23 protein-coding genes and 1 pseudogene are annotated in these 22,033 nt (G+C 64.6%); 7 read left to right on the forward strand and 17 right to left on the reverse strand.

All coding sequences use genetic code 11. The features are described from left to right. The first annotated feature begins 17 nt into the window (after positions 1–17). The gene (locus ACIU1A_RS27775) at positions 18–440 is read left to right on the forward strand and encodes a metallopeptidase family protein (protein WP_140491980.1); all 423 of its coding nucleotides are present in this window, start codon (positions 18–20) and stop codon (positions 438–440) included. Positions 441–459: 19 nt separating this feature from the next. Here the strand turns inward: ACIU1A_RS27775 and ACIU1A_RS27780 are convergent, their stop codons facing one another. Continuing rightward, positions 460–1,089, reverse strand: coding sequence for a TetR/AcrR family transcriptional regulator (locus ACIU1A_RS27780; protein ID WP_404925765.1), 630 nt, complete (start codon positions 1,087–1,089; stop codon positions 460–462). 258 nt (positions 1,090–1,347) lie between these two features. Here ACIU1A_RS27780 and ACIU1A_RS27785 point away from each other — a divergent pair, with 258 nt between their 5' ends. Then, entirely contained in the window at positions 1,348–1,938 is a 591-nt protein-coding gene (locus ACIU1A_RS27785; RefSeq protein WP_404925766.1) for a hypothetical protein, read from the forward strand. On the opposite strand, the gene ACIU1A_RS27790 is transcribed toward ACIU1A_RS27785, so the two are convergent. Together ACIU1A_RS27790 and ACIU1A_RS27795 are read right to left on the reverse strand one after the other, a co-directional pair. Further along, positions 1,925–2,131, reverse strand: a complete 207-nt coding sequence (locus ACIU1A_RS27790; protein ID WP_140493464.1) for a DUF1737 domain-containing protein — start codon at positions 2,129–2,131, stop codon at positions 1,925–1,927. The genes ACIU1A_RS27785 and ACIU1A_RS27790 overlap by 14 nt on opposite strands. 55 nt (positions 2,132–2,186) lie before the next feature. Next, on the reverse strand, positions 2,187–3,083 hold the full coding sequence (locus tag ACIU1A_RS27795) for an HpcH/HpaI aldolase/citrate lyase family protein (protein WP_404925767.1): 897 nt from the start codon (positions 3,081–3,083) through the stop codon (positions 2,187–2,189). A gap of 54 nt (positions 3,084–3,137) precedes the next feature. On the opposite strand from ACIU1A_RS27795, the pseudogene ACIU1A_RS27800 reads away from it, so the two are divergent. Further along, positions 3,138–3,269 (forward strand): annotated as a pseudogene (locus ACIU1A_RS27800) (two-component sensor histidine kinase); the annotation flags it as partial. A 28-nt stretch (positions 3,270–3,297) separates the two neighbouring features. Continuing rightward, on the forward strand, positions 3,298–4,464 hold the full coding sequence (locus tag ACIU1A_RS27805) for an NAD(P)/FAD-dependent oxidoreductase (protein WP_404925768.1): 1,167 nt from the start codon (positions 3,298–3,300) through the stop codon (positions 4,462–4,464). A gap of 60 nt (positions 4,465–4,524) precedes the next feature. Here the strand turns inward: ACIU1A_RS27805 and ACIU1A_RS27810 are convergent, their stop codons facing one another. The 4 genes from ACIU1A_RS27810 to ACIU1A_RS27825 form a co-directional block, all read right to left on the reverse strand. Continuing rightward, on the reverse strand, positions 4,525–5,028 hold the full coding sequence (locus ACIU1A_RS27810) for an SRPBCC domain-containing protein (RefSeq protein WP_404925769.1): 504 nt from the start codon (positions 5,026–5,028) through the stop codon (positions 4,525–4,527). Between the two features lie 42 nt (positions 5,029–5,070). Beyond that, a complete protein-coding gene (locus ACIU1A_RS27815) occupies positions 5,071–5,517 on the reverse strand; it encodes an SRPBCC family protein (protein WP_404925770.1) in 447 nt (148 codons plus the stop codon). Next, positions 5,517–5,828, reverse strand: a complete 312-nt coding sequence (locus ACIU1A_RS27820; protein ID WP_140514430.1) for a helix-turn-helix transcriptional regulator — start codon at positions 5,826–5,828, stop codon at positions 5,517–5,519. The genes ACIU1A_RS27815 and ACIU1A_RS27820 overlap by 1 nt, the downstream gene beginning before the upstream one ends. A gap of 90 nt (positions 5,829–5,918) precedes the next feature. Next, on the reverse strand, positions 5,919–6,338 hold the full coding sequence (locus ACIU1A_RS27825) for a GNAT family N-acetyltransferase (protein ID WP_140524498.1): 420 nt from the start codon (positions 6,336–6,338) through the stop codon (positions 5,919–5,921). A gap of 153 nt (positions 6,339–6,491) precedes the next feature. On the opposite strand from ACIU1A_RS27825, the gene leuD reads away from it, so the two are divergent. Both leuD and ACIU1A_RS27835 read left to right on the forward strand, forming a co-directional pair. Next, entirely contained in the window at positions 6,492–7,097 is a 606-nt protein-coding gene (gene leuD, locus ACIU1A_RS27830) for a 3-isopropylmalate dehydratase small subunit (protein WP_140491959.1), read from the forward strand. A gap of 69 nt (positions 7,098–7,166) precedes the next feature. Beyond that, positions 7,167–8,090: a hypothetical protein gene (locus ACIU1A_RS27835; RefSeq protein ID WP_404925771.1), complete on the forward strand. Its 924-nt coding sequence runs from the start codon at positions 7,167–7,169 to the stop codon at positions 8,088–8,090. A 112-nt stretch (positions 8,091–8,202) separates the two neighbouring features. On the opposite strand, the gene lpdA is transcribed toward ACIU1A_RS27835, so the two are convergent. The 4 genes from lpdA to ACIU1A_RS27855 form a co-directional block, all read right to left on the reverse strand. Beyond that, positions 8,203–9,600: a dihydrolipoyl dehydrogenase gene (gene lpdA / locus ACIU1A_RS27840; protein WP_404925772.1), complete on the reverse strand. Its 1,398-nt coding sequence runs from the start codon at positions 9,598–9,600 to the stop codon at positions 8,203–8,205. Between the two features lie 232 nt (positions 9,601–9,832). Then, positions 9,833–11,212, reverse strand: a complete 1,380-nt coding sequence (locus ACIU1A_RS27845) for a dihydrolipoamide acetyltransferase family protein (protein ID WP_404925773.1) — start codon at positions 11,210–11,212, stop codon at positions 9,833–9,835. A gap of 16 nt (positions 11,213–11,228) precedes the next feature. Then, positions 11,229–12,242 (reverse strand): alpha-ketoacid dehydrogenase subunit beta, encoded by a 1,014-nt coding sequence (locus ACIU1A_RS27850; protein ID WP_404925774.1) that lies wholly within the window; start codon positions 12,240–12,242, stop codon positions 11,229–11,231. A gap of 3 nt (positions 12,243–12,245) precedes the next feature. Further along, entirely contained in the window at positions 12,246–13,478 is a 1,233-nt protein-coding gene (locus ACIU1A_RS27855) for a 3-methyl-2-oxobutanoate dehydrogenase (2-methylpropanoyl-transferring) subunit alpha (protein ID WP_404925775.1), read from the reverse strand. A gap of 930 nt (positions 13,479–14,408) precedes the next feature. Here ACIU1A_RS27855 and holA point away from each other — a divergent pair. Then, the gene (gene holA, locus ACIU1A_RS27860) at positions 14,409–15,452 is read left to right on the forward strand and encodes a DNA polymerase III subunit delta (protein WP_140524492.1); all 1,044 of its coding nucleotides are present in this window, start codon (positions 14,409–14,411) and stop codon (positions 15,450–15,452) included. Positions 15,453–15,502: 50 nt separating this feature from the next. Here the strand turns inward: holA and ACIU1A_RS27865 are convergent, their stop codons facing one another. The 6 genes from ACIU1A_RS27865 to mnmG form a co-directional block, all read right to left on the reverse strand. Further along, a complete protein-coding gene (locus tag ACIU1A_RS27865; protein ID WP_140524490.1) occupies positions 15,503–16,291 on the reverse strand; it encodes a DUF2182 domain-containing protein in 789 nt (262 codons plus the stop codon). Positions 16,292–16,325: 34 nt separating this feature from the next. Next, positions 16,326–16,952 carry a DUF1326 domain-containing protein gene (locus ACIU1A_RS27870; RefSeq protein WP_140491936.1) on the reverse strand — a complete coding sequence of 209 codons (627 nt, stop codon included), beginning with the start codon at positions 16,950–16,952 and terminating at the stop codon, positions 16,326–16,328. Positions 16,953–17,261: 309 nt separating this feature from the next. Continuing rightward, positions 17,262–18,149 (reverse strand): ParB/RepB/Spo0J family partition protein, encoded by an 888-nt coding sequence (locus ACIU1A_RS27875; RefSeq protein ID WP_140491933.1) that lies wholly within the window; start codon positions 18,147–18,149, stop codon positions 17,262–17,264. Positions 18,150–18,204: 55 nt separating this feature from the next. Next, complete coding sequence (locus ACIU1A_RS27880; RefSeq protein ID WP_140491929.1) at positions 18,205–19,005, reverse strand: ParA family protein; 801 nt, start codon at positions 19,003–19,005, stop codon at positions 18,205–18,207. A 57-nt stretch (positions 19,006–19,062) separates the two neighbouring features. After that, the gene (gene rsmG / locus ACIU1A_RS27885; protein ID WP_404925776.1) at positions 19,063–19,695 is read right to left on the reverse strand and encodes a 16S rRNA (guanine(527)-N(7))-methyltransferase RsmG; all 633 of its coding nucleotides are present in this window, start codon (positions 19,693–19,695) and stop codon (positions 19,063–19,065) included. Further along, positions 19,692–21,572 carry a tRNA uridine-5-carboxymethylaminomethyl(34) synthesis enzyme MnmG gene (gene mnmG, locus ACIU1A_RS27890; RefSeq protein ID WP_404925777.1) on the reverse strand — a complete coding sequence of 627 codons (1,881 nt, stop codon included), beginning with the start codon at positions 21,570–21,572 and terminating at the stop codon, positions 19,692–19,694. Before mnmG ends, rsmG begins: the two co-directional genes overlap by 4 nt. Positions 21,573–22,033: the final 461 nt, after the last annotated feature.

Raw genomic sequence — 22,033 nt, forward strand, 5'->3', positions numbered from 1 at the left:
GGATCAAAGGACAAAGCATGGCCCGCATCTACAAGACCCGCATTTGGCACGACCAGCTTTCGCCGTCGATGGACGAGATCGAGTTCCTGGCGCTGGAGGCATACGCCCATCTGCCCGAGGATTTTCGCAAGCTGACCGGCGAGATCGTCATCCAGATCGCCGAATTCCCGACCGACGAGATCATGGACGACCTGTCGCTGGAAACGCCCTTCGACCTGCTCGGCCTGTTCGAGGGACGCGGCATCGCCGAGCGCTGGAACCCGCAGACCGGCGAAGGCCCGAACCGCATCACGCTCTATCGCCGCGCCATCCTCGACTACTGGGCCGAGAACGAGGAGACTTTGGGCGACATCGTCACCCATGTGCTGATCCACGAGATCGGCCACCATTTCGGCCTCTCGGACGACGATATGGAGAAGATCGAAGAGGCAGCCGAGTGACCGGTTCTACGTCAGGCCGTCATTTCACAATGAGTGTGACGAAATGTTTTAATACGTTCTGCACAGTCTGCTCCCCGGTATGTCCTGCCACTGCCCATTGCGCAAAATGTCCATCAATGTACATGCGTGCGAGCCCGTAGACGAGCGCCCTCGCGGCTATCTGGGTCTCTGCCATGTCGTCCGACCGGAGCATGTTTCGTCGCTGTGCTTCTGCCATTGACGCTTCCATCAGCGAACGCACCGCTTCGTTATCGTGACGCAGCGACTCTGAAGCATCCCAATCAATAAGATTGCGTGTCGAGATGATCTGGAAGTGGGTGGGGTTTCGAATTGCCCAGCGCAAATAGGCGATTCCAACAGCGGCAAAGCGTTCGATCGGATCGTCCGTCGCAACCTTCTCGACCGCATTCGTGATCTCCGAGCGGAATCGGCTCATTGCCTGCTCCGCGACAGCCGTCATCAACGCGGTCTTATTGCTGAAGTGACGGAATGGCGCGCCAGGGGAAACGCCGGCACGTTTTGCGGCTTCGCGCACGCTCACATTGTCGGGGCCGCCTTCCTCGACCAGTTGAACCGCGGCATCGATCAGGACCTCCCGCAAATTGCCATGGTGGTAACCAGTGCGATGAGGCACCTCGGCTTTTGCCATCTCTTTCCCTTCGTTCCGTGGAGCAACTCCCCGCCTCTGTAGCATGATTCCGCGACTTATGTAATCGCCGTTTACAATTCCGGCCAGAGGATGTAAGCAGTGATTACTGATGGGATCGGAACAGGCCTACGGTCTTCGCGGCTCCCGAACTCCCAGCTGAGGAGACGAACATGCTCGCCAGAACAGCCCCACCCCGCTCGCAATCGGTCATTTCGCGTCAGAGTCCAGCCGAAGAACTTCAGCAGGAGAATTTCGCGATTGTTCAGTCGAGCGCGACTGTGCCCAGCCTCACGCTTTTTTCGGCTTGCCGCCGTCGCCGGGATGGGAAGCGCGCTTATTCTTCTGGTCAACGCGGCTAAACGCAGCTCGCTCATCGCGACCACCGATCTGACGCAACTTCTCGCACCAGTCGCCGAGATATTGGCACTTGGCCTCGTCGTGGGCCTGTTTCTTGCGTTTGGCCGGCGCGCGGGGCTGTTCGGCACTATCGCGTTTGTCATCAACTTCGTTGCGTTGGCAAGTTTGGTAGGCGTGGAAGCAGTGATCAATCTGGTATTTTCGAAGCTTCCGCTCACAACCATCGTCGAGCTGCGAGCCGGACCGCTCGGTCTGGCTCTGGTCGCCAGTTCGGTTCTTTTTCTGGTTGGAACGCTCGCGTTTGTAATCTCTCTCGCCGTTGCAAGAGGCGTGCCGCGCATTCCTCTCGCTCTTTATCTCATTGGCGCGGTGCCGATCGCGCTTCGTGCGTTCGTTCCGGAGCTGGCTCTTGACCTGGGCTTGGCGATGCTTGCGGCATCGATCGCCTGGCTGGCGGCGTGGCTGTGGATGCGAGGGGCTACCAGTCGCTGAGCTTGGTGTCCGGCCCGTATTCCTGGCCCTCGACATCCTTCACCACGGCCTGGCCGCAGCGCATGGTCTTGGTCTTCTTGTCGTAGGCGTAGGTGGGGGAGCCGAACAGGTGCCAGCCCTTGTTCAGCGCCGCCGTCACCTTGTGACAGAAGCTGGCGTCGTCCGGAGCGGTGAGAAAGCGGTAGAGTTTCATCATTCAATTCCTGTCGTCAGTCCATCGCCCGCGATCGGCAATCCAACACGGCACATCATGCGCCGACGGCCGCCGCCTTCGCCAGCAGTTTTTCGGCCTGCGCAAGGTGCAGCCGTTCGACCATCCTTCCCTCCAGCGCAATCACGTTCTTGCCGGCATTTTCCGGAAGCGCAAAGGCCTCCTTCACCGCGCGGGCCTTGGCCACCGCCTCCGCCGATGGCGCAAAGGCACGGTTCGCCGCCTCGATCTGGGCGGGATGGATGAGCGTCTTGCCGTCGAAGCCCATGGCGGCCGCTTCCGTGCATTCGCGGCTGAAAGCATCGAGCGCGCGAAAATCGTTGAAGACGCCGTCGACGATATCGAGATCGCCGGCACGCGCCGCCAGCACCATCTGCATCAGCCACGGCAGGAGATAACGCCGGTCCGACGTCGCCATAATGCCGGTGTCCTTGGTCAGGTCATTCGTTCCGGCAACGAAACAATCAAGCCGCGAGGCAGGATCGCGGCCAAGTTCGGCGATGGCGCCGACATTGAGCACGGCCTTCGGCGTCTCGATCATCGCCCATAGTTTCACGCTGTCGGGGGCGGAATTGTCGTCGAGCACGTCACCCGCCTCGAGCACGTCGCGGGGCGTGTCGACCTTGGCCAGCAGGATGCCGTCCGGCTCCGCCTTGGCCGCCGCCAGCAGGTCGGCGCCGCCCCATTCGCTCGAGAGCGCATTGATGCGCACCACCATCTCGCAGCGCCGGCCACTATGGTTGGTATCAGGACGATTGCTGAAGATGCCGGCCAGCCTTTCGCGCGCCGCGGCCTTGTCGGCCGGGGCGACGGCATCCTCCAGGTCGATGATGACGGTGTCGCAGGCAAGCTGCGCCATCTTGGCCAGCGCCTTGTCGTTCGAGGCCGGGACATAGAGCACCGAGCGGCGCGGGCGGTAGGGATCGGTCGTCATGCCAGATCTATGCCGCCTGCCGCGGGTCGAGGCAAGGGAGCAGGCGGCATCGCGCGGTGCTCTACCGGGGGCACCGGCATGGGGCTCGGCATCGTGCTGGCCCTCCTGAAAGCGCAGGATGGCACGATCAGGCTGGTTGACTCCGAGCGCGGCACGCGCTTCGAGATTGTCTTGCCGGTTGCGTAAGGACGCCGGCAGCGGATCGGAGAAAAAAGTGCGCTACGACATCGTCATCATCGGCGGAGCCATCGTCGGCTCCTCGATCGCCTATTATCTGCGCGAGGAGGGCTTTTCCGGCAGGATCGCGCTGGTCGAGCGCGACCCGCAATTTTCCCACGCGGCGACGACGCTATCCATGGCCTCGATCCGTCAGCAATTCTCCATTCCGGAAAATATCCGCCTGTCGCAATTCACGCTGAAACTGTTCCGCCGGCTGAAGGAAGAATTCGGCGCCGACGCCGACATCGGTTTTCGCGAGGGCGGCTATCTCATTCTCGCCGGCGAGGCCGGGCTGCCGATCCTCAGGGCCAACCACGAGGCGCAGGTTGCCGAAGGCGCCGACATTTTGCTGGAGGACGCCGAACAACTCGTGCGCCGTTTCCCTTGGCTGTCGGCCGAGGGCATCACCGCCGGCGCCTATGGCCGCAGCGGCGAGGGCTGGTTCGACGCGCATGCGATGCTGATGCTGTTCCGCAAGGCGTTGCGTGAGAAGAAGATCGACTTCATCAATGCTTCGGTCACCGGCATCGAGCGGCAGGGTGACCGCGTTACCGGCGTCAGCCTCGACAATGGCGAACGGCTCGAGGCCGGCATCCTTGTCAATGCCGCAGGGCCGAATGCGGGCAAGGTCGCCGCACTCGCCGGGCTGGCGCTGCCGGTCGAGCCGCGCAAGCGCAACGTCTTCGTCTTCGAGGCGCGCGAGAAATATGCCGACATGCCGCTGCTGGTCGACCCGTCCGGCATCTATGTCAGGCCGGAAGGCTCGGTCTATCTCACCGGCGGCGCCGAGCCGGAGGAGGGCGACGGCCCGGCCGATCCCGCCGATTTCGACGTCGACTGGCCGCTGTTCGAAGAGGTGATCTGGCCGGTGCTGGCGACCCGCATCCCGGCCTTCGAGGCGATCAAGCCGACGCGCGCCTGGGCCGGTCATTACGACTACAACACGCTAGACCACAACGCGGTGATCGGCCCACATCCCGAAGTCGGCAATTTCCTCTTCGCCAACGGCTTTTCCGGCCACGGCCTGCAGCAGGCGCCCGCCGTGGGCAAGGCGCTGGCCGAGCTGATCGTCCATGGCGGCTACCGCACGATCGATTGCTCCCCCTTTGGCTACGAACGCGTTGCCGAAGGGCGGGCGTTCCGCGAGTTGAATGTGATTTGAGCCGAGTCAAGGTCCCTCTTTGACGCTGACATCAAAAGGCTCTGCACCGCCACCAGTCGGCTAAGCCGCCACTCGGCTTCCCGCACCCAAATACGCCTGTAGCCAGCCCAGCACGCGTCCCCAGCCCTCGGCATGTTCGGCCGCCGCTTCGGCCAGCCCGGCAAAGCCGCCATGGCAGATGGTGAGGCGCGTGCCCGCGGCGGTTGGTTCCAGCAGCCAGGCGACCGTCGTTTGCCGGCGGCCAAGCGTCGGATGGTCCCAGGCATAGGCCCTTGTCTGCACGATCCGGCGCGGCACCTCGATATCGAGGAATTCCCCGTTGGCCGGCAGCTCGCTGCCGTCGGCTCCACGGACCGTGACGGCCCATCGGCCGCCGGCGCGAGGGTCTGCCGACCATTTCACCATCCGGTAGGTGTCGGCGGACCCCCACCATTGTTCGACCTCGTCGGAGATCAGCGCGCGGAAGACGCGCTCTGCCGGCGCGTCGATCTCGGCCTGGGCCATAACGGTCTCGCCATTGGTCATGCTCTGCACGGCTGAAGTTGGCACTGGCACATGCAACATCGATGCCTCCGAATGATTGTTTCGGCTGAGAAGCAATGATTTTCAGCCTTTTGACGCCGGCCGAGACAGGCCCTGCCCGGTTTCGAGCAGGCTTTTCAGGCTCGACAGGACGAGCGGCCAGCCCTTGCCGACATGCTCCAGCAGCTTGTGCGGGCCGTCGGCCGCATGGGTGACGGCAAGCTTCATCATGTCGCCCTCCTGCTCGATGACGAAGGTGCAGGTGGTGTAGCCGTCGGCCTTGACGTCCGGCATGAACTCATTGCGCCATTTGATCACCAGGCGCCTTGGCGGATCGACTTCGAGGATCTCGCCGCTGTCGGTCACCCGGCCGTCGGCATAGACCATCTTCCACGCCGAGCCCTTTCTCCAGCCGCTCTGCATATGGGCGCCGAGAAAATATTGCTCGTGGAATTCCGGTTCGGTCAGCGCCTGCCAAAGCTTGTCGGGCGTGGTGCGGATGTAGGTCACATAAACGAAGGCGTTGCTCATCAGTCTTCCCTTTCGAGGCGTCTCTTCAGGTCGCCGAGGGCGGAGAGCCGCCCCCGCTCGAATTTGCCGATCCAGCGCTCGGCGATCTCGTTGATCGGAACCGGGTTGAGGTAGTGCTCCTTCTCGCGCCCCTTGCGGATTGTGGTGACAAGGTTCGCCTCCTCGAGGATCGCCAGGTGCTTGGTCACCGCCTGGCGCGTCATATCCATCTCAGCGCACAGCCCGTTCAGCGTCTGCCCGTTCCTGTCATGAAGGCTGTCCAGCAATTGCCGGCGGGTCGGGTCGGCCAAAGCGCGAAAGACGGCGTCCATGCTCATGGCTCTAATATGCAACCATTTGGTTGCATGTCAAGGCGACATGTCATGCCAACGGCTGCTGGATCCGGCCACAGGAGAAAAATGTCAGCGCGTGCGGGAGAACCAGAAGGCGTCGGCCATGCGCATCATGCCGATGCGTTCGTAGAAGCCGGCGGCGTCGGGCACGGAAACCAGGCTGATGGCGACGGACGGGCCGAGCTGCCGCCGCGCCTCGTCCATCAGTCCCTTGCCGATGCCGAGCCCCTGCGCCGATCCGGAAACGGCGAGATCGGAGATGTAGCAGACCCAGGAGAAGTCCGTCACGGCCCTGATGACGCCGACCAGCGGCTTGCCTTCGGTATCCAGCCGCGCGGTCAGCACCAGATTGGCGCCCGACAGCATCGCCCGCAGCCTGTCGGCATCATCGACGGGACGGATCTCGCCAAGGCCGGAGTCCACCAGCACGCGGCGGAATTCGGCGACGTTGAGCGCGGGTTCGCGGGCATAGAGGATTTTTTCAGCCATCACAGCCAGACTGCACCATCGGGCCGCGAATTCGAAGCCGTTTGTGGGCACCCCGTGCCGACGCGCGCGAACACCTGCCTTTTATTTGTCGCCGGCTTTGTGTAAACCGGGCGCCAGCAATCCCCCGCAATGCCAGGAAGACGGGCAAAGACCATGGAAAAATTCACCAAGCTCACCGGCGTCGCCGCGCCCATGCCGATCGTCAATGTCGACACCGACATGATCATCCCCAAGGATTATCTCAAGACGATCAAGCGCACCGGGCTCGGCAGCGGCCTGTTCGCCGAGATGCGCTACAAGGACGACGGTTCGGAGAATCCGGATTTCGTGCTCAACAAGCCGGCCTACCGCAAGGCGCAGATCCTCGTCGCCGGCGACAATTTCGGCTGCGGCTCCTCGCGCGAGCACGCGCCGTGGGCGCTGCTCGATTTCGGCATACGCTGCGTCATCTCGACCTCCTTCGCCGACATCTTCTACAACAACTGCTTCAAGAACGGCGTGCTGCCCATAACCGTCAGCCCCGAGGATCTCGACAAGCTGATGGACGACGCTTCGCGCGGCTCCAACGCCACTCTGTCGATCGACCTCGAGGCCAAGGAGATCCGCGGGCCCGACGGCGGCGTGGTCAAGTTCGACCTCGATGACTTCAAGCGTCATTGCCTGCTGAACGGCCTCGACGATATCGGCCTGACCATGGAAAAAGCCGGCGCCATCGCTTCGTTCGAGAAGAAGAACGCCGAGCTGCGCCCCTGGGCCTGAACGGCGCGGCTGACGATATCGGCCCGGCCGTCGCTGGCCGGTCTTGCGGCGGCTGAAGGAGGAACAGTCATGACACGCCCGCTTCTTGCCAGCGCCTGCGCCCTGGCCATGACCGTGGCGGCGCTGGCCGGCGCGCATGCGCAGGCCGAGACGCCAGAGGCGCAGCCACCGGCGGCAAGCGAGACGCCGGCCACGGATCAGGGAGCCGCCGACGTTTCCGACGACGACAAACAGGCGCCGGTGCCGTTCGAGGGCGGCCAGTTCACCATCACCCAGCAGGAACAGTATGGCGACAAGGTGCTTGCCTATGACGGCAAGCAACTGGCCAGCAATTACGACGTCTTCTTCGACAAGATCGTCGAGGTCGGCGGCGTCAAGGTGGCGCTGTTCGACGTCGGCGACGGCGGCAATCAGTGCGGGCCGGCGACGGTGATCGTCTGGAAACCGGAAGGCGCGGAGATCCAGAGCACCACCGTCGAGCAGGACGAGTGCGGCGCGCCGCCTACGGCCGTCTCCGACAGCGCCATCTATTTCGTGCCCTATCTCCTGCCCGGCGATTCGAAACCGGCATTGCAGTGGTCGCCGACATCGGGGCTGACGATCTCCGGCAATCTGACCTACATTTCCGAACCCGGCACCGACTGGAAGGACATCGATCCGTCGAAATACGACAACATCATCGACGCCTTCCACAATGAGGCCGTCTACAAGGCGGCCGAGGCGCTGCTCGGCAAGGAGATGCCCGACATGGCGACCAGCCTGCTGGTCGGCGGCGGCACAGAAAAGACCGCGTCCGGCGCCTTCTACGCCAGCGGCTGCGTGCCGCACGATTGCGGCGGCAATGACGGCTTCATGGCGGTCGACCCGGGCCAGCACAAGCTCTATTTCGCCCGCCGCGGCGAGAACGGCCAGCCGGACGCCAAGCCCCCGGTGAAGACCTGGCCGGCGGACGTGAAGGCAGCGCTCGACAAGGCGATGAGCGCGCCGAATTAACTCCGAATTGCGCATCGTAGGCGGGATGTGCGGGGCGCCTAAGCTGCCAATCTCCCCCCTTGAGCGGGAGATGTCCGGCAGGACAGAGGGGGGTGCTTTCCGCCGTCCCGAATTAGATATGCAGCGCGTGTCCCAGCGCCTTCAGGGCCGCTTCCTGGAAGCCTTCGCCCTGCGTCGGGTGGGCGTGGATGGTGCCGGCGATGTCCTCCAGCCGCGCGTCCATTTCGAGCGCCAGGCCGAAGGCCGTCGACAGTTCCGACACGCTTTGGCCGACCGCCTGGATGCCCAGCACCAGATGATTGTCCGCGCGGGCGACGACGCGGACAAAGCCGTCCTCGCCAATCCTGGTCATAGCGCGGCCATTGGCGGCGAAGGGAAACATCCCGACCTTGATTTCCCCACCGAGCGCCTTGGCCTCTTCGGGCGACAGGCCGACGGTGACCAGCTCCGGATCGGTGAAGCAGACGGCGGGGATAGCCCGCTTGTCCCAGCTCCGCTTATGGCCGGCGACGATTTCGGCGACCATCTCGCCTTGCGCCATCGCCCGGTGCGCTAGCATCGGCTCGCCGGTGACGTCGCCAATGGCGAAGATGCCGCGCATGGAGGTGCGGCACTGCTCGTCGATGCGGATGAATCGCCCCGCCATGTCGAGGTCGATCTGGTCGAGCCCCCACCCTTCCGTCACCGGCTTGCGGCCGACCGTGACCAGGATCTTGTCGGCGGCGATCCTCGCATCCTTGCCGTCCGGGGTCTCGACCAGCAGCGCGTCGCCCTTCGTCGACAGGCCCTTGGCCTTGGCCCCCGTGATAACCTCGACGCCGAGTGCCGCCAGCCGCTTGACCACCGGCCGCGTCAGTTCGGCGTCATACTGCGCCAGCACGCGCGGCAAGGCCTCGACCACGGTCACCGCCGCGCCCATCTTGGCGAAGACAGTGCCGAGCTCCAGGCCGATATAGCCGCCGCCGACCACCGCCAGCCGCCGCGGCACCTCCTTCAGCGCCAGCGCTTCCGTCGACGAGATCACCGGCCCGCCGAACGGCAGGAACGGCAACTCGACCGGCGCCGAGCCGGTGGCGATCACCACCGCTTCGGCGCGGATCACCTGGCTTCCCGTCTCGGTCTCGACCGCGACGGTCTTGCCGTCTCGAAACGTCGCCCAGCCGTGCACGGTCTTCACCCCGGCCTTCTTGAGCAGGCCGGCGACACCGCTGTTAAGCCGACTAACGATGCCGTCCTTCCAGGCGACCGTCTTGCCCAGATCCAGCGCCGGCGCGGCCACCGAAATGCCGAGCGGGCTGTTGCCGCCCGCCATCTGCGCGACCTTCTCGAACTCCTCCGCTGCATGGATCAGTGCCTTGGAAGGAATGCAGCCAACATTGAGACAGGTGCCGCCCGGCTTGCCGGCCTCGACGATGACGGTATCGACGCCGAGCTGCCCGGCACGAATAGCGCAGACATAGCCGCCCGGCCCCGCGCCGATGACCAGCAGCTTGCAGGAGATTTCTTTCATGACGTGACCCTTCGATCCGAGGAAACGCTCCGTCGAGATTCTTCGCGCCCCCCTCTGTCCTGCCGGACATCTCCCCCACGAGGGGGGAGATTGGAGGCTTCGGCGCCTCGCTCAATCCCGCAGCGCTGGTGATTGGCGAAAGCCGGCGTGACATCTGATCTCCCCCTTGTGGGGGAGATGCCTGGCAAGGCAGAGGGGGCGCTCTCCCGCCATCATCTCGAATGATCCACCCTCAATCCACGAAAATCAGCGCCGGCGTTTCCAGGAGCGTCTTGATGCGCTGGATGAACACCGCCGCGTCCCAGCCGTCGATGACGCGATGGTCGAAGCTCGACGACAGGTTCATCATCTTGCGCGGGATGAACTGGGTGCCGTCCCATACCGGCCGCACCATCATCTTGTTAACGCCGAGGATCGCGACTTCCGGGTGGTTGATGACCGGAGTCGTCGCCACGCCGCCCATGGCGCCGAGCGAGGTGATGGTTATGGTCGAACCGGAGAGCTCGTCGCGCGTCGCGGTTCCCGACTTGGCCGCCTCGGCCAGCCTGGCGACCTCCGCGCCGCATTCCCAGATGTCCAGCGCCTCGGCGTGCTTGACGACGGGCACGACCAGTCCCGACGGCGTCTGCGCGGCGATGCCGATATGAATGCCGCCATGCTGGTGGATGATGCCGGCCTCGTCGTCGAACAGCGCATTGAGGTTGGGCTGGTCCGCGATCGCCCTGACCATCGCGCGCATCAGGAACGGCAGCAGCGTCAGCTTTGGCCTTTCTACCCCCTTGGCCGCCCGCTTCTCCTTGTTGAGCGCGGCGCGCAGATCCTCGAGCGCGGTAACGTCGACCTCCTCGACATAGGTGATGTGCGGGATGCGCGACGCCGCCAGCGTCATCTTCTCGGCGATCTTGCGCCGCAGGCCCGCCACCTTGATGTCCTCGACGGCATCGTTGCGGGCGAGGCCGGATGCCTTGGCCATGTGCGGCCCGCGCGCCAGGAACGCCTCGATGTCCTCATGGCCGATGCGACCGGCCGGGCCGCTTCCCTGGACCTGCCTGAGGTCAATGCCCGACTCCTTCGCACGCAGCCGCACGGCCGGCGACGCCAGCGGCCTTTCACCTTGCGCACGCGGCGCGCTGTTGACCTTGGACCTGGCGCCGTCATCCTCGGGCTTGTCCCGACGATCTACCGACCTTCCGGAACTGGTCGCGTCATATCCGTGTGGGACGGCGGATCCTTGGGACAAACCCGAGGACGACGGCGCCAGATTGGGTGATGACGGATTCAGGCCCGAGACCGGGCGAGCCCCCGTATCATCGGAGGTACTTTCAGCCGTCACTTCCGCCGGCATCGCACCGCCAACGACATTGCCCTCGCCGGCCACCTTCAGCCGCACGATGGGCGAGCCGATCGCCACCGTGTCGCCGATCTCGGCACCCAGCCACAGGATCTCGCCATCGACGGGGGAAGGGATTTCGACCGTGGCCTTGTCGGTCATCACGGCGGCAAGCATCATGTCCTCGCGCACGATGTCGCCGACCTTGACATGCCATTCGACGAGTTCCGCCTCGGCGACGCCCTCGCCGACATCGGGCAGCTTGATGATGTGTTCGCCCATGTCGGGCCTCCCCGTTCTAGGCTTCCAATGTTTCCGTAAGCGCCCGGCCGACGCGGACCGGACCGGGGAAATAGTCCCATTCCTGCGCATGCGGATAGGGCGTGTCCCAGCCGGCGACGCGGGCCACCGGTGCCTCCAGATGGTAGAAGCAGTTTTCCTGCACAAGCGCGACCAGCTCCGCTCCGAAGCCGGAGGTCAGCGTCGCCTCGTGCACCACGACGCAGCGTCCGGTCTTCTTCACCGACGCCACGATGGTGTCGAGGTCGAGCGGCAACAGCGTCCTGAGATCGATGATCTCGGCATCGATGCCGGTCTCCTCGGCCGCCGCCTGCGCGACATAGACCATTGTGCCGTACGCCAGCACCGTGACGGCGGAGCCGGCCCGGCGGATCGCGGCCTTGCCGAGCGGCACGATGTAGTGGCCGTCGGCGACCTCGCCCAGCTCGTGCTTCGACCACGGCGTCACCGGACGGTCGTGATGGCCGTCGAACGGACCGTTGTAGAGCCGCTTCGGCTCGAGGAAGATGACCGGGTCGGGATCCTCGATCGCCGCGATCAGCAGTCCCTTGGCGTCATGCGGGTTCGAGGGCACGACGGTCTTCAGCCCCGACACATGGGTGAACAACGCTTCCGGGCTCTGGCTGTGCGTCTGGCCGCCGAATATGCCGCCGCCGGTCGGCATGCGCACCACGATCGGGCAGGTGAAGTCGCCGTTGGAACGGTAGCGCAGCCTCGCGGCTTCCTGGGTCAGCTGGTCGTAGGCCGGGTACATGTAGTCGGCAAACTGGATCTCCACGCACGGCTTCAGACCATAGGCGGCCATGCCGATGGCCGAGCCGACAATGCCGGATTCATTGATCGGTGCGTCGAAGCAGCGGCTCTTGCCGTATTTCGCCTGCAGGCCTTGCGTGCAGCGGAACACGCCGCCGAAAAAGCCGACATCCTCGCCGAACACCACCACTTTCTCGTCGCGCTCCATCGACACGTCCATGGCGTCGCGAATGGCCTCGATCATGGTCCGCCTCGGCATGGCTCAGACCCCCGCCTGCTGGCGCTGGCGCCTGAGATGCGACGGCATCTCGGCATAGAGCCCCTCGAACATGTCGCGCGTCGACGGCTTGCCGCCGGCGTGCAGCGTGCCGTGGCTTTCGGCCTCCTTCTGCGCCGCGATCACCGTATCGAGGATTTCCGCTTCGGCCTGCTTGTGCCGCTCCTCCGACCAGACGCCGAGCCGGATGAGATGGTTCTTCAGCCGCACCACCGGGTCGCCAAGCGGCCAGGCATCGGATTCGGTCTTCGGCCGGTAGGCCGAGGGATCGTCCGAGCTCGAATGGGCGCCGGCGCGGTAGGTGACATATTCGACCAGCGTCGGCCCCAGGTTGCTGCGCGCGCGCTCGGCCGCCCATTTCGCCACCGCATGGACGGCGAGATAGTCATTGCCGTCGACGCGCAGCGCCGGGATGCCGAAACCCAGCCCGCGCGCGGCGAAAGTGCCCGCGCCGCCGCGCGCTATGCCTTGAAACGTCGAGATTGCCCACTGGTTGTTGACGACATTGAGCACCACGGGCGCCTTGTAGGTGGAGGCGAATACCAGCGCCGAATGGAAGTCGGATTCCGCGGTCGAGCCGTCGCCGATCCAGGCCGCGGCGATCCTTGAGTCGTTCGAGATCGCCGAGGCCATCGCCCAGCCGACCGCCTGGATATACTGCGTCGCCAGATTGCCCGAGATCGAGAAGAAGCCGTGCTCCTTCGACGAATACATGATGGGCAATTGCCGGCCCTTCAGCGGGTCGGCCTCGTTGGAATAGATCTGGTTCATCATCGTGACCATCGGGTAGCCGTCGGCGATGAGCAGCCCGGCCTGCCGATAGGTCGGGAAATTCATGTCGCCGGGGGCGAGCGCCTTGCGGAAGGCGCAGCTCACCGCCTCTTCGCCCAGATGCTGCATGTAGAAGGAGGTCTTGCCCTGCCGCTGCGCCATCTGCATGCGCGCATCGAAGGTCCTGAGCGTCATCATGTGGCGCAGGCCTTCGAGCAGTTCCTCGTCGGAGAGCAGCCCCGCCCACGGCCCGACGGCTTCGCCATTGCGGTTCAGCACGCGGATGATCGAGAAGGCCATGTCGCGGATGATGCGCGGATCGACATCGATTTCGGGGCGCGGCACCGAGCCGGCCGCGGCAATGGTCACGTTGGAGAAATCAGGCGTGCCGCCCGGCCGCACCTCGGGCTCCGGAACATGGAAGCGCAACATCCCAGCATCGGCCATGACCTTCGTCCTCCATGTCGCCCGGCACCGATATTTGCATATCCGCGCCGCCAGACCAGTGCGAATTCCCCGGCCCTTTCGCTCGACGGGCCAGCCGCGCCGGCCGATCCAGCCTCCTGCACACCAAGATGAAGATATGTCCGCGTAATTTCTTGTCGATGTTGGGCGGCGCCGCGCAATTAGGCGCAAGGTCGCGTGAGGTTTGTCGCCAGATAAGGTGATTGCTTGGCAAGCTTGGCTGCCGCGCCCACTTTCACGCCTGCGGAAGGAGAGGAGAATCGCGGGTCCGCCAAACGTGGCGCCCTTTCTCTCCCCGTCGATCGGGGGAGAGGTGTCGAGCGCAGCTCGACGGAGTGGGGGTCGACCTTCCCTCGAAGCATTGCTTCCACCTGGTAGCCGTGCCCAAGTTTTCTTCCTCGCCATGGTTGTACCAATCTTTGCGGCGGCGGCGCGTTTGGCAAACGGCTTCCCCCACTCCGTCCCGGCTGCGCCGGGCCACCTCTCCCCCTCCGGAGGGAGAGGAAAGGCGCCAAGCTTGGCGAACCCGCGCCCTTCCTCTCCCCCGTCGATCGGGGAGAGGTGTCGAGCGCAGCTCGACGGAGTGGGGGTCGACCTTTCATCGAAGCGATGCTCCGCCTGATTGCCTGGGTTTTCTTCCTCGCCGGGGTTGCGCGTGTCTTGCGGCGGCGGCGCGTTTGGCAAACGGCTTCCCCCACTCCGTCCCGGCTGCGCCGGGCCACCTCTCCCCCTCCGGAGGGAGAGGAAAGGCGCCAACCTTGGCGAACTCGCGCCCTTCCTCTCCCCCGTCGATCGGGGGAGAGGTGTCGAGCGCAGCTCGACGGAGTGGGGGTCGATCTTCCCTCGAAGCAGTCCTTCGGAGTTGAACTGGAAGACGTTCACTCCGCCCCAACATCATGCTAACCACCCTCGATGGCACAGAAGAAAGCATACGAGGTGGATTCCTGGCTCGCGAAGCCGGACCCGCGCATGGCGATCGTCCTGCTTTATGGCCCCGATCGCGGCCTTGTCTCGGAGCGCGCCAAGGCTTTTGCCGCCGCGACCGGCCTGCCGCTCGACGACCCCTTCTCGGTGGTCAGGCTCGACGGCTCCGAAGTCGAGCGCGACGAGGGCCGGCTGCTCGACGAGGCGCGCACCGTGCCGATGTTTTCCGACCGCCGCCTGCTGTGGGTGCGCAATGCCGGCGGCCAGAAGGCGCTGGCCGACGACGTCAAGGCGCTGACGGCGGAGCCCGTGCGGGACGCGATCATCCTCATCGAGGCCGGCGATCTCAAGAAGGGCGTCGGGCTGCGCGCCGTCGTCGAGGCGGCCGACAACGCCATGGCGCTGCCCTGCTATGCCGACGAGGCCAGGGACATCGATGCCGTGATCGACGACGAGCTGCGCAAGACCGGCGCGACGATGACGCTTGAGGCAAGACAGGCGCTGCGCCGCAATCTCGGCGGCGACCGGCTGGCCTCGCGCGGCGAGATCGACAAGCTGCTGCTTTATGTCCATGGCCAGAAGGAAATCGGCCTCGACGACGTCAGGGCGATGTCCGGCGACGTTTCCGGCGCGTCCTTCGACGATGCCGTCGACGCGCTTCTCGAAGGCAAGGTCGGCGAGTTCGACACCGCCTTCACCCGCCATTGCCAGGCAGGCGGCCAACCCTTCCTGGTGCTGTCCTCGGCGATGCGGCAGTTTCAGGCGATGCAGTCCATGCGCGGCCAGATGGAGGCCGGCGGCCGCAATGCCGCGTCGGTGGTGGCGGCGGCGCGCCCGCCGGTTTTCTTCTCGCGCCGCAAGCTGGTGGAGAAGGCGCTGGAACGCTGGAGCGTCGAGGCGCTCGGCCGCGCGCTGACCCGGCTGCAGACCGCCGTGCTGCAGACGCGGCGAAGGCCGGACCTGTCGGTGGCGCTGGCAAGGCAGGCGCTGCTCGGCATCGCGGTGGAAAGCGCGAGGCTGGCACAGCGTTAGGCCCTTTCGGCACCGGGCGCCTGCCTCCGTTGGTCAATTCCCTCCGTTGGTCAATTCATTGTCATGGCGCCTACCGGCTCAAAGGTCGGCAGCGCCTGTGGAAAGACCAGCACCGCCGCGCCATAGAGCAGCAGAGCGATCCCCGACAGCTTCGCGATCCCATTTCCAGACGGCAGGGTCTTTTCCGCGAATATCAGCAAGGTGACCACGGCCATTGCGGCAACGTTCATGATCCCGAGAGGAAAGAGGGCGAGAAACAGAAGCCAGCAGCAGCCCAGGCAGAAAAGTCCATGCTCCAGGCCCATGCGAACCGCGCCCCAGTAACCATCGCGCCATGAGGTCAGGATGAAGCCGATCGGCGTGCGGCATTTGGCCAGACACAGATCCTTCAGTGGGGAAAGTTGGTAGGCGCCCCCAAGCATCAGCAGCGCGCCGCCGAAACGCGCGGCCGTCGCCGTGGACAATCCCACATGCCCGGCGAGCATCTCCGCACCCGCCGCGCCGGCAAAGGCGATAACGCCCATCACGCCCCAGACCAGCATGTACCCGGCCACGAACACCCAGCTCGAGACAAAGGTCTCGCCCCGGCCCCGTTTGCCCGCCTGGACCCGGTGAAATGTCAGGATCATGGGTGCGGCCGTCGGAAACATCATGGCAATCATCATGATCATCCAGACGGCAAGAAACAGCGGCGCCTTCATGCCCATGGTGAGCGAGTACATTTCCATGCGCATGTCCGCGCCCATGCCCGCCTGCTGCCGGATGAGCAAGGTCCATGCCGCCGCCGCGATAGCGATCAGCAGCGCGAGAATGATGTATCGCTGCAACGTCTGCACCATGGACGAAGTACGTCCCGTACCATGCGGCCAACGACTACTGCTGGCCAGACCAGTTGATCGGGGCGTAGTGTCCGTTTCGGCGGGAATTGTCCCAGCTCATGCCATGGTCGCTGAATGTACTGCCTTCCGCCCCCATCGCCAAGGCGAGCCAGTCGGGATTGACGGGATGGCCGGTGGCCGCCCACATCTGCCCGTCCTCGCGCATCGTCGGCAGCGGCTCGACCGCCATCCGCATGACGCCGGCAATCTCCGCCGACCGCTTCTTGCCGTCTATCCGGTAGCTTATCGGCACCTTCTTGGCGCCGAGATTCGTGCCGATCAAGGGTGCCAGCACCGCCATGGGGCCGCCCGCGACGCCAGTGAAGATGGCGCCTAGCGCCTCTGTCTGCCTGTCATCAGCCCGTTCGTCGATATAGGCGGCGGCCGTCCAATTGCCGTCTGCCATCGGACCCGGCGTGTGGGCAACCATGGCGACGCTGAGCCCATCCAACCGAACATCGCCGTAACTGCCCGTATCGATATGAAAGACCAGACCGACGTCGCAAAAGCCTTTCGTCGGCCTTGATGTCAGCTGTGCGTTGGTGGACAGCAGGCAAGGACACACGACATCGCAGCTACAGTTTTCGAAGTAACTTCCGGACAATTGCCAACGGACTGCCATTTGCACCTCCCATTTGCGTCAGGCGCGCGTCGGCATATTGCTTTGGCGAGGCGGTGCCATTTCACGCCTGTTGCAGGAATGGCAGACAGCCCTCGCCGCGACTGACCGGCACGCTAGGGCAATTAATTTAAGCCTTGTCTAATAGAGGTTACGCCGTTGCCGGGCACTGTCAAGCCGCGAGCGCGGCTGGCGACGGATGCCGATGGCGCTGCTTTTTCGCCAATCGCCAGCGCTTCAAACGAAAGGGCTGGCGGACAGCCAGCCCTCGTTTTCCCTGCGTTGTCCGCTTTGTTGAAGTTCGCCGGCTAACTACCGCTCTTGTTTCAATCTCCGACACAGCTCGTCAAGCTGCTCCAGCGTCCGGTACGCCACGCGAATCTCGCCGCCTTTGTTCGTGTGGTCGATGGTCACGATCATGCCGAGCGTGCCGGTCATCAGCTTTTCCAGCGCCAGCGTGTCGGCGTCTTTTTCCGGCGCGCTTTTCGCCTGCTTCGGCTTCGCCGGGGTCGGACCGGCCGGCATCTGCGCCAGCGCTTCGGCCTGGCGCACCGAGAGCCCTTCCTCGACGATGCGCTTGGCAAGCCCTGCCGGGTCCTCCGCCGTCACCAGCGTGCGGGCATGGCCCGCCGACAAGGCCCCGTCGACCAGCATGTCGCGGATCACGTCGGGCAGTTTCAGCAGCCGCAGCGTGTTGGCGACATGGCTGCGGCTTTTGCCGATGACCTGGCCGAGATCGGCCTGGGTGTAGCCGTGATCGTCGATGAGCTGCTGATAGCCGAGCGCTTCCTCGACCGGGTTGAGGTCGGCGCGCTGGACGTTCTCGATGATTGCCAGTTCCAGCGCCGTGCGGTCGTTGACCTCGCGCACGATGACCGGGATCTCGGTCAATCCGGCGCGTTGCGCGGCACGCCAGCGCCGCTCGCCGGCGATGATCTCGTAGCGCCCGGCCTGCGACGGCGAAGGCCGCGCCACCACCGGCTGCACCACCCCATGCTCGCGGATCGATTGCGCCAGGTCGGTCAACTCGGCGTCGCCGAAATGCCGGCGCGGGTTTTTCGGATTGGGCGTCAGGAACTCGATCGGTACCTTGCCGTCGGCACTCATCCCAGGCTTCTCCGGCGCGCTCGGACGGTCGATCTCGCCGATCAGCGCCGCCAGCCCGCGGCCCAGTCTCTTTCTCGAAAGGTCTTCGCTCATTTCGGTTCCAGATTGTTTCGGTGTCGAATCGGCTTTGCTCCATGCGTGGCCGTTGTTAAGCGGCGCGCAATTTACGCTCGCGGCGGATCACTTCCGACGCAAGCTGCAGATAAGCCTGGCTGCCGGAGCATTTGAGGTCGTAGAGGATCGCCGGCTTGCCGTAGGACGGCGCTTCCGACACCCGCACATTGCGCGGAATGATGGTCTCGTAGACCTTGTCCCCCATATGCTCGCGCACGTCCTGCACCACCTGGTTGGCGAGGTTGTTGCGGCCGTCATACATGGTCAGCACGATGCCCTGGATGGTGAGATCCGGGTTGATTGAGCGGCGCACCTGCTCGACGGTTTCGAGCAGCTGGCTGAGACCTTCCAGCGCGAAGAACTCGCATTGCAGCGGCACCAGAACGGAATCGGCCGCCGCCATCGAATTCAAGGTCAAGAGATTGAGCGACGGCGGACAGTCGATCAGCACATAACCGAAACCAGCCGAACGCGCCGACGCGGCGCGCAGGGCGTTGCGCAGCCGCAGCACCCGGTCCGGCGCCGAGGCGATCTCCATCTCGATGCCGAGCAAATCGAGGGTCGATGGCACGATAGACAGGCCGGGCACCGCCGTTGGGATCGCCGCCTCCTCAAGCTCCAGCTCGCCGGTCAGCACGTCATAGGACGACACCGTGCGGTCCTTGCGGTCGATGCCGAGGCCGGTGCTGGCATTGCCTTGCGGATCGAGGTCGACGATCAGCACCTTCTCGCCGATCGCCGCCAGCGCGGTGGCCAGGTTGATGGCAGTGGTGGTCTTGCCGACACCGCCCTTCTGGTTGGCTACGGTGATGATTCGAGGGCCGTTCTTCATCATGGGTCTATGCCAGGAATTCATTTTGGGTCGCCAACACGGATTCGGACAGGTCTTTGTTCAGACAGGTCGCACATTGGACAGTTCAAGGATGACGCCGCCAGGGTCGGTCATGCTTGGATGTTCTACCAGATCGAAGCTCCAGCGGTTAACGCTTTCTTGCACTTCGGCGCGGTAATCCCGGCCTTTGTGGAACAGCCCACGCGCGCCTGATGTCAGCCACGGCCCCGCCAGCTCAAGCAAACTCGAAAGCGGCGCCAGCGCCCGCGCCGTGACGATTTCCGGTGCCAAAACAAGCGCATGGCTGTCATCGATGCGGCGCGCCACGACACGCGCCGGCAGGCCGAACTGGCCGACGACGGCTTGCAGGAATCCCGCTTTCTTGCGATTGCTTTCGACCAGGTCGATGCTGGCGCCGTCACGCTCGGCAAGCAGGAACGCCAGGACCAGTCCCGGAAATCCGCCGCCCGAGCCGATATCGACCCATCGCCGCGCTTTGTCCTCGATTCGCCAGAGCTGCGCGCTGTCCAGTATGTGGCGATGCCAGACATCGCCGGACGTCGACTGCGCGACGAGATTGATGCTGCGGTTCCATTTCTGGAACATCTCTTCGAATACCACGAGGCGATCGAATGTTTCACGTGAAACCGGACCGGCGGCGTTGCGCAGGCTCTCCCAGGAGGCAGCGCTCACGCGACGTCCCTTTGCGTGCCGGCGCTCTCGGAATGCCTGATATGAGCGACGATGATAGCCAGCGCCGCCGGCGTCATACCCTCCATGCGCTGCGCGTCGGCAATTGAACGCGGCCGCCGCGCATGCATCTTCTGCTTCAGCTCGTTCGACAGTCCCGGCACCTCGGCGAAGTCGAGCGTCTCGGGGATGAGCCGGCTTTCCTCGTGCCGGATCTGGGCGACGTCGCTCTTCTGGCGATCGAGATAGACTGAATATTTCGCTTCCGTTTCGAGGCGCTCCGCCATCCTGGCGTCGATCGTCCCGAAATTCCCATCGATTCGGGCCAGCCAGGCCACGTCGACGCCGGGATAGGCGAGCAGTTCATAGGCGGATCTGCGCACGCCGTCGCGATTGACCTCCAGCCCGTGGCGCGCCGCCTCGTTGGGTGTCAGCTTGACGCCGAGCGCCAGCCGGCGCGCTTCGTCGAGGCGCTGCTCCACCTCGCCAAACCGCCGCATCCGCTGGGCTGACGCTATACCCAGCCTTGCAGCCAGCGGCGTCAGCCGCTCGTCGGCATTGTCGGCGCGCAGCGAAAGCCGGAATTCGGCGCGCGAGGTGAACATGCGGTAAGGCTCGCTGATGCCGCGGCTGGTCAGATCATCGATCATCACGCCGATATAGGCTTCGGTGCGGCTGAGCACGACCTGCTCGCTGCCCGACGCCCGCCTTGCGGCATTGAGGCCCGCCAGCAGACCTTGCGCGGCGGCCTCCTCATAGCCGGTCGTGCCGTTGATCTGCCCGGCTAGAAACAGGCCCCCGACGCGCTTCGTCTCCAAGGTCGGATGGAGCTCGCGCGGGTCGACATGGTCGTATTCGATGGCATAACCGGGCTGCAGCATCACCGCGCGCTCCAGCCCCGGGATAGTCTTCAAGATTTCGAGCTGGACGTCCTCCGGCAGCGAGGTCGAGATCCCGTTGGGATAGACCGTGTCGTCGTCCAGGCCTTCCGGCTCGAGAAAAATCTGGTGACCTTCGCGGTCGCCGAACTTGACGATCTTGTCTTCGATCGACGGACAGTAGCGCGGCCCGACGCCTTCGATCGAGCCCGAATACATGGCCGAGCGCCCGAGATTGGCGCGGATCAGTTCATGCGTGGCCGCGGTCGTGCGCGTGATGCCGCATTCGATCTGCGGCGTCTCGATGCGGTCGGTCATCAGCGAGAACGGCACCGGTTCGTCATCCGCCGCCTGGCTCTCCAACGACGCCCAGCCAATGGTGCGCCCGTCGAGGCGCGGCGGCGTGCCGGTCTTCAGCCGGCCGAGCTTGAAGCCCGCGCGGCTCATAGTCCCCGACAGTCCAAGGCTTGCCTGTTCGTTCATGCGGCCGGCGACGATCTTCTTCTCGCCGATATGGATCAACCCGCGCAGGAAGGTTCCGGTGGTCAGGACCGCCGCGCCGCAGGCAAGACGTCTGCCGTCCGCCAGGAGAACGGCACGCAGGCGCCCCGAATCGTCGATGTCGAAGTCGAGCACCTCGCCCTCGACCACATCGAGACCGTCCTGCTGCCTGACCGCTCCCTGCATGGCGAGCCGGTAAAGTTTCCGGTCGGCCTGGGTGCGCGGGCCGCGCACGGCCGGCCCCTTGCGTCGGTTGAGCAGGCGAAACTGGATGCCGGCGACGTCCGCCACCCGGCCCATCAGCCCGTCCATGGCGTCGATCTCGCGCACCAGATGGCCCTTGCCGAGCCCGCCAATGGCTGGATTGCAGGACATCACGCCGATCGTGTCGAAACGCAGCGTCACCAGCGCTGCCCTGGCGCCCGCACGCGCAGCCGCGCTGGCCGCCTCGCTGCCCGCATGGCCGCCACCCACCACAACCACATCATAGTGATCGGTCATTTCAAAACGCCCTGGATTCGAAGTTTGGTGGAGAGATGTCCCCGCAGCGGGACGGTGTCAAGAAACTTCGCGGGAGTTTCACGTGAAACAGGACGGCGAGCCTCATTGTAGTGTTTCACGTGAGTCACGTGTATCGACCGCCGGCGCCGCCCCCCGGCGCCGTGTCGGCACTTCTTCCTGGCACAGGGAGACAGCGCTGACCGCAAAGCCGGCACCTTCATTTACAAGGCTGATAATTGCCGAAACTGGAAATAACAGCGCCCTCTCCCCGTCCTTATAAGAGAATGCCGGATAAGAGAATGCCGGCAGGCAAGTGCGGGGTAGCGCCGACGCTGGCGATTGACCCCGGCGCAGCCGTTTCACGTGAAACAACGTCGGTCGGAGAGCCCTTCTGTTTCACGTGAGTCATCGGCCGGGCCCGTCGTGATAGAAGCCGAGGTCAGCGCTGCCCCTCATCCGCC

The sequence above is a fragment of the Mesorhizobium maamorense genome (assembly GCF_044998965.1).
Classification (GTDB): Bacteria; Pseudomonadota; Alphaproteobacteria; order Rhizobiales; family Rhizobiaceae; genus Mesorhizobium.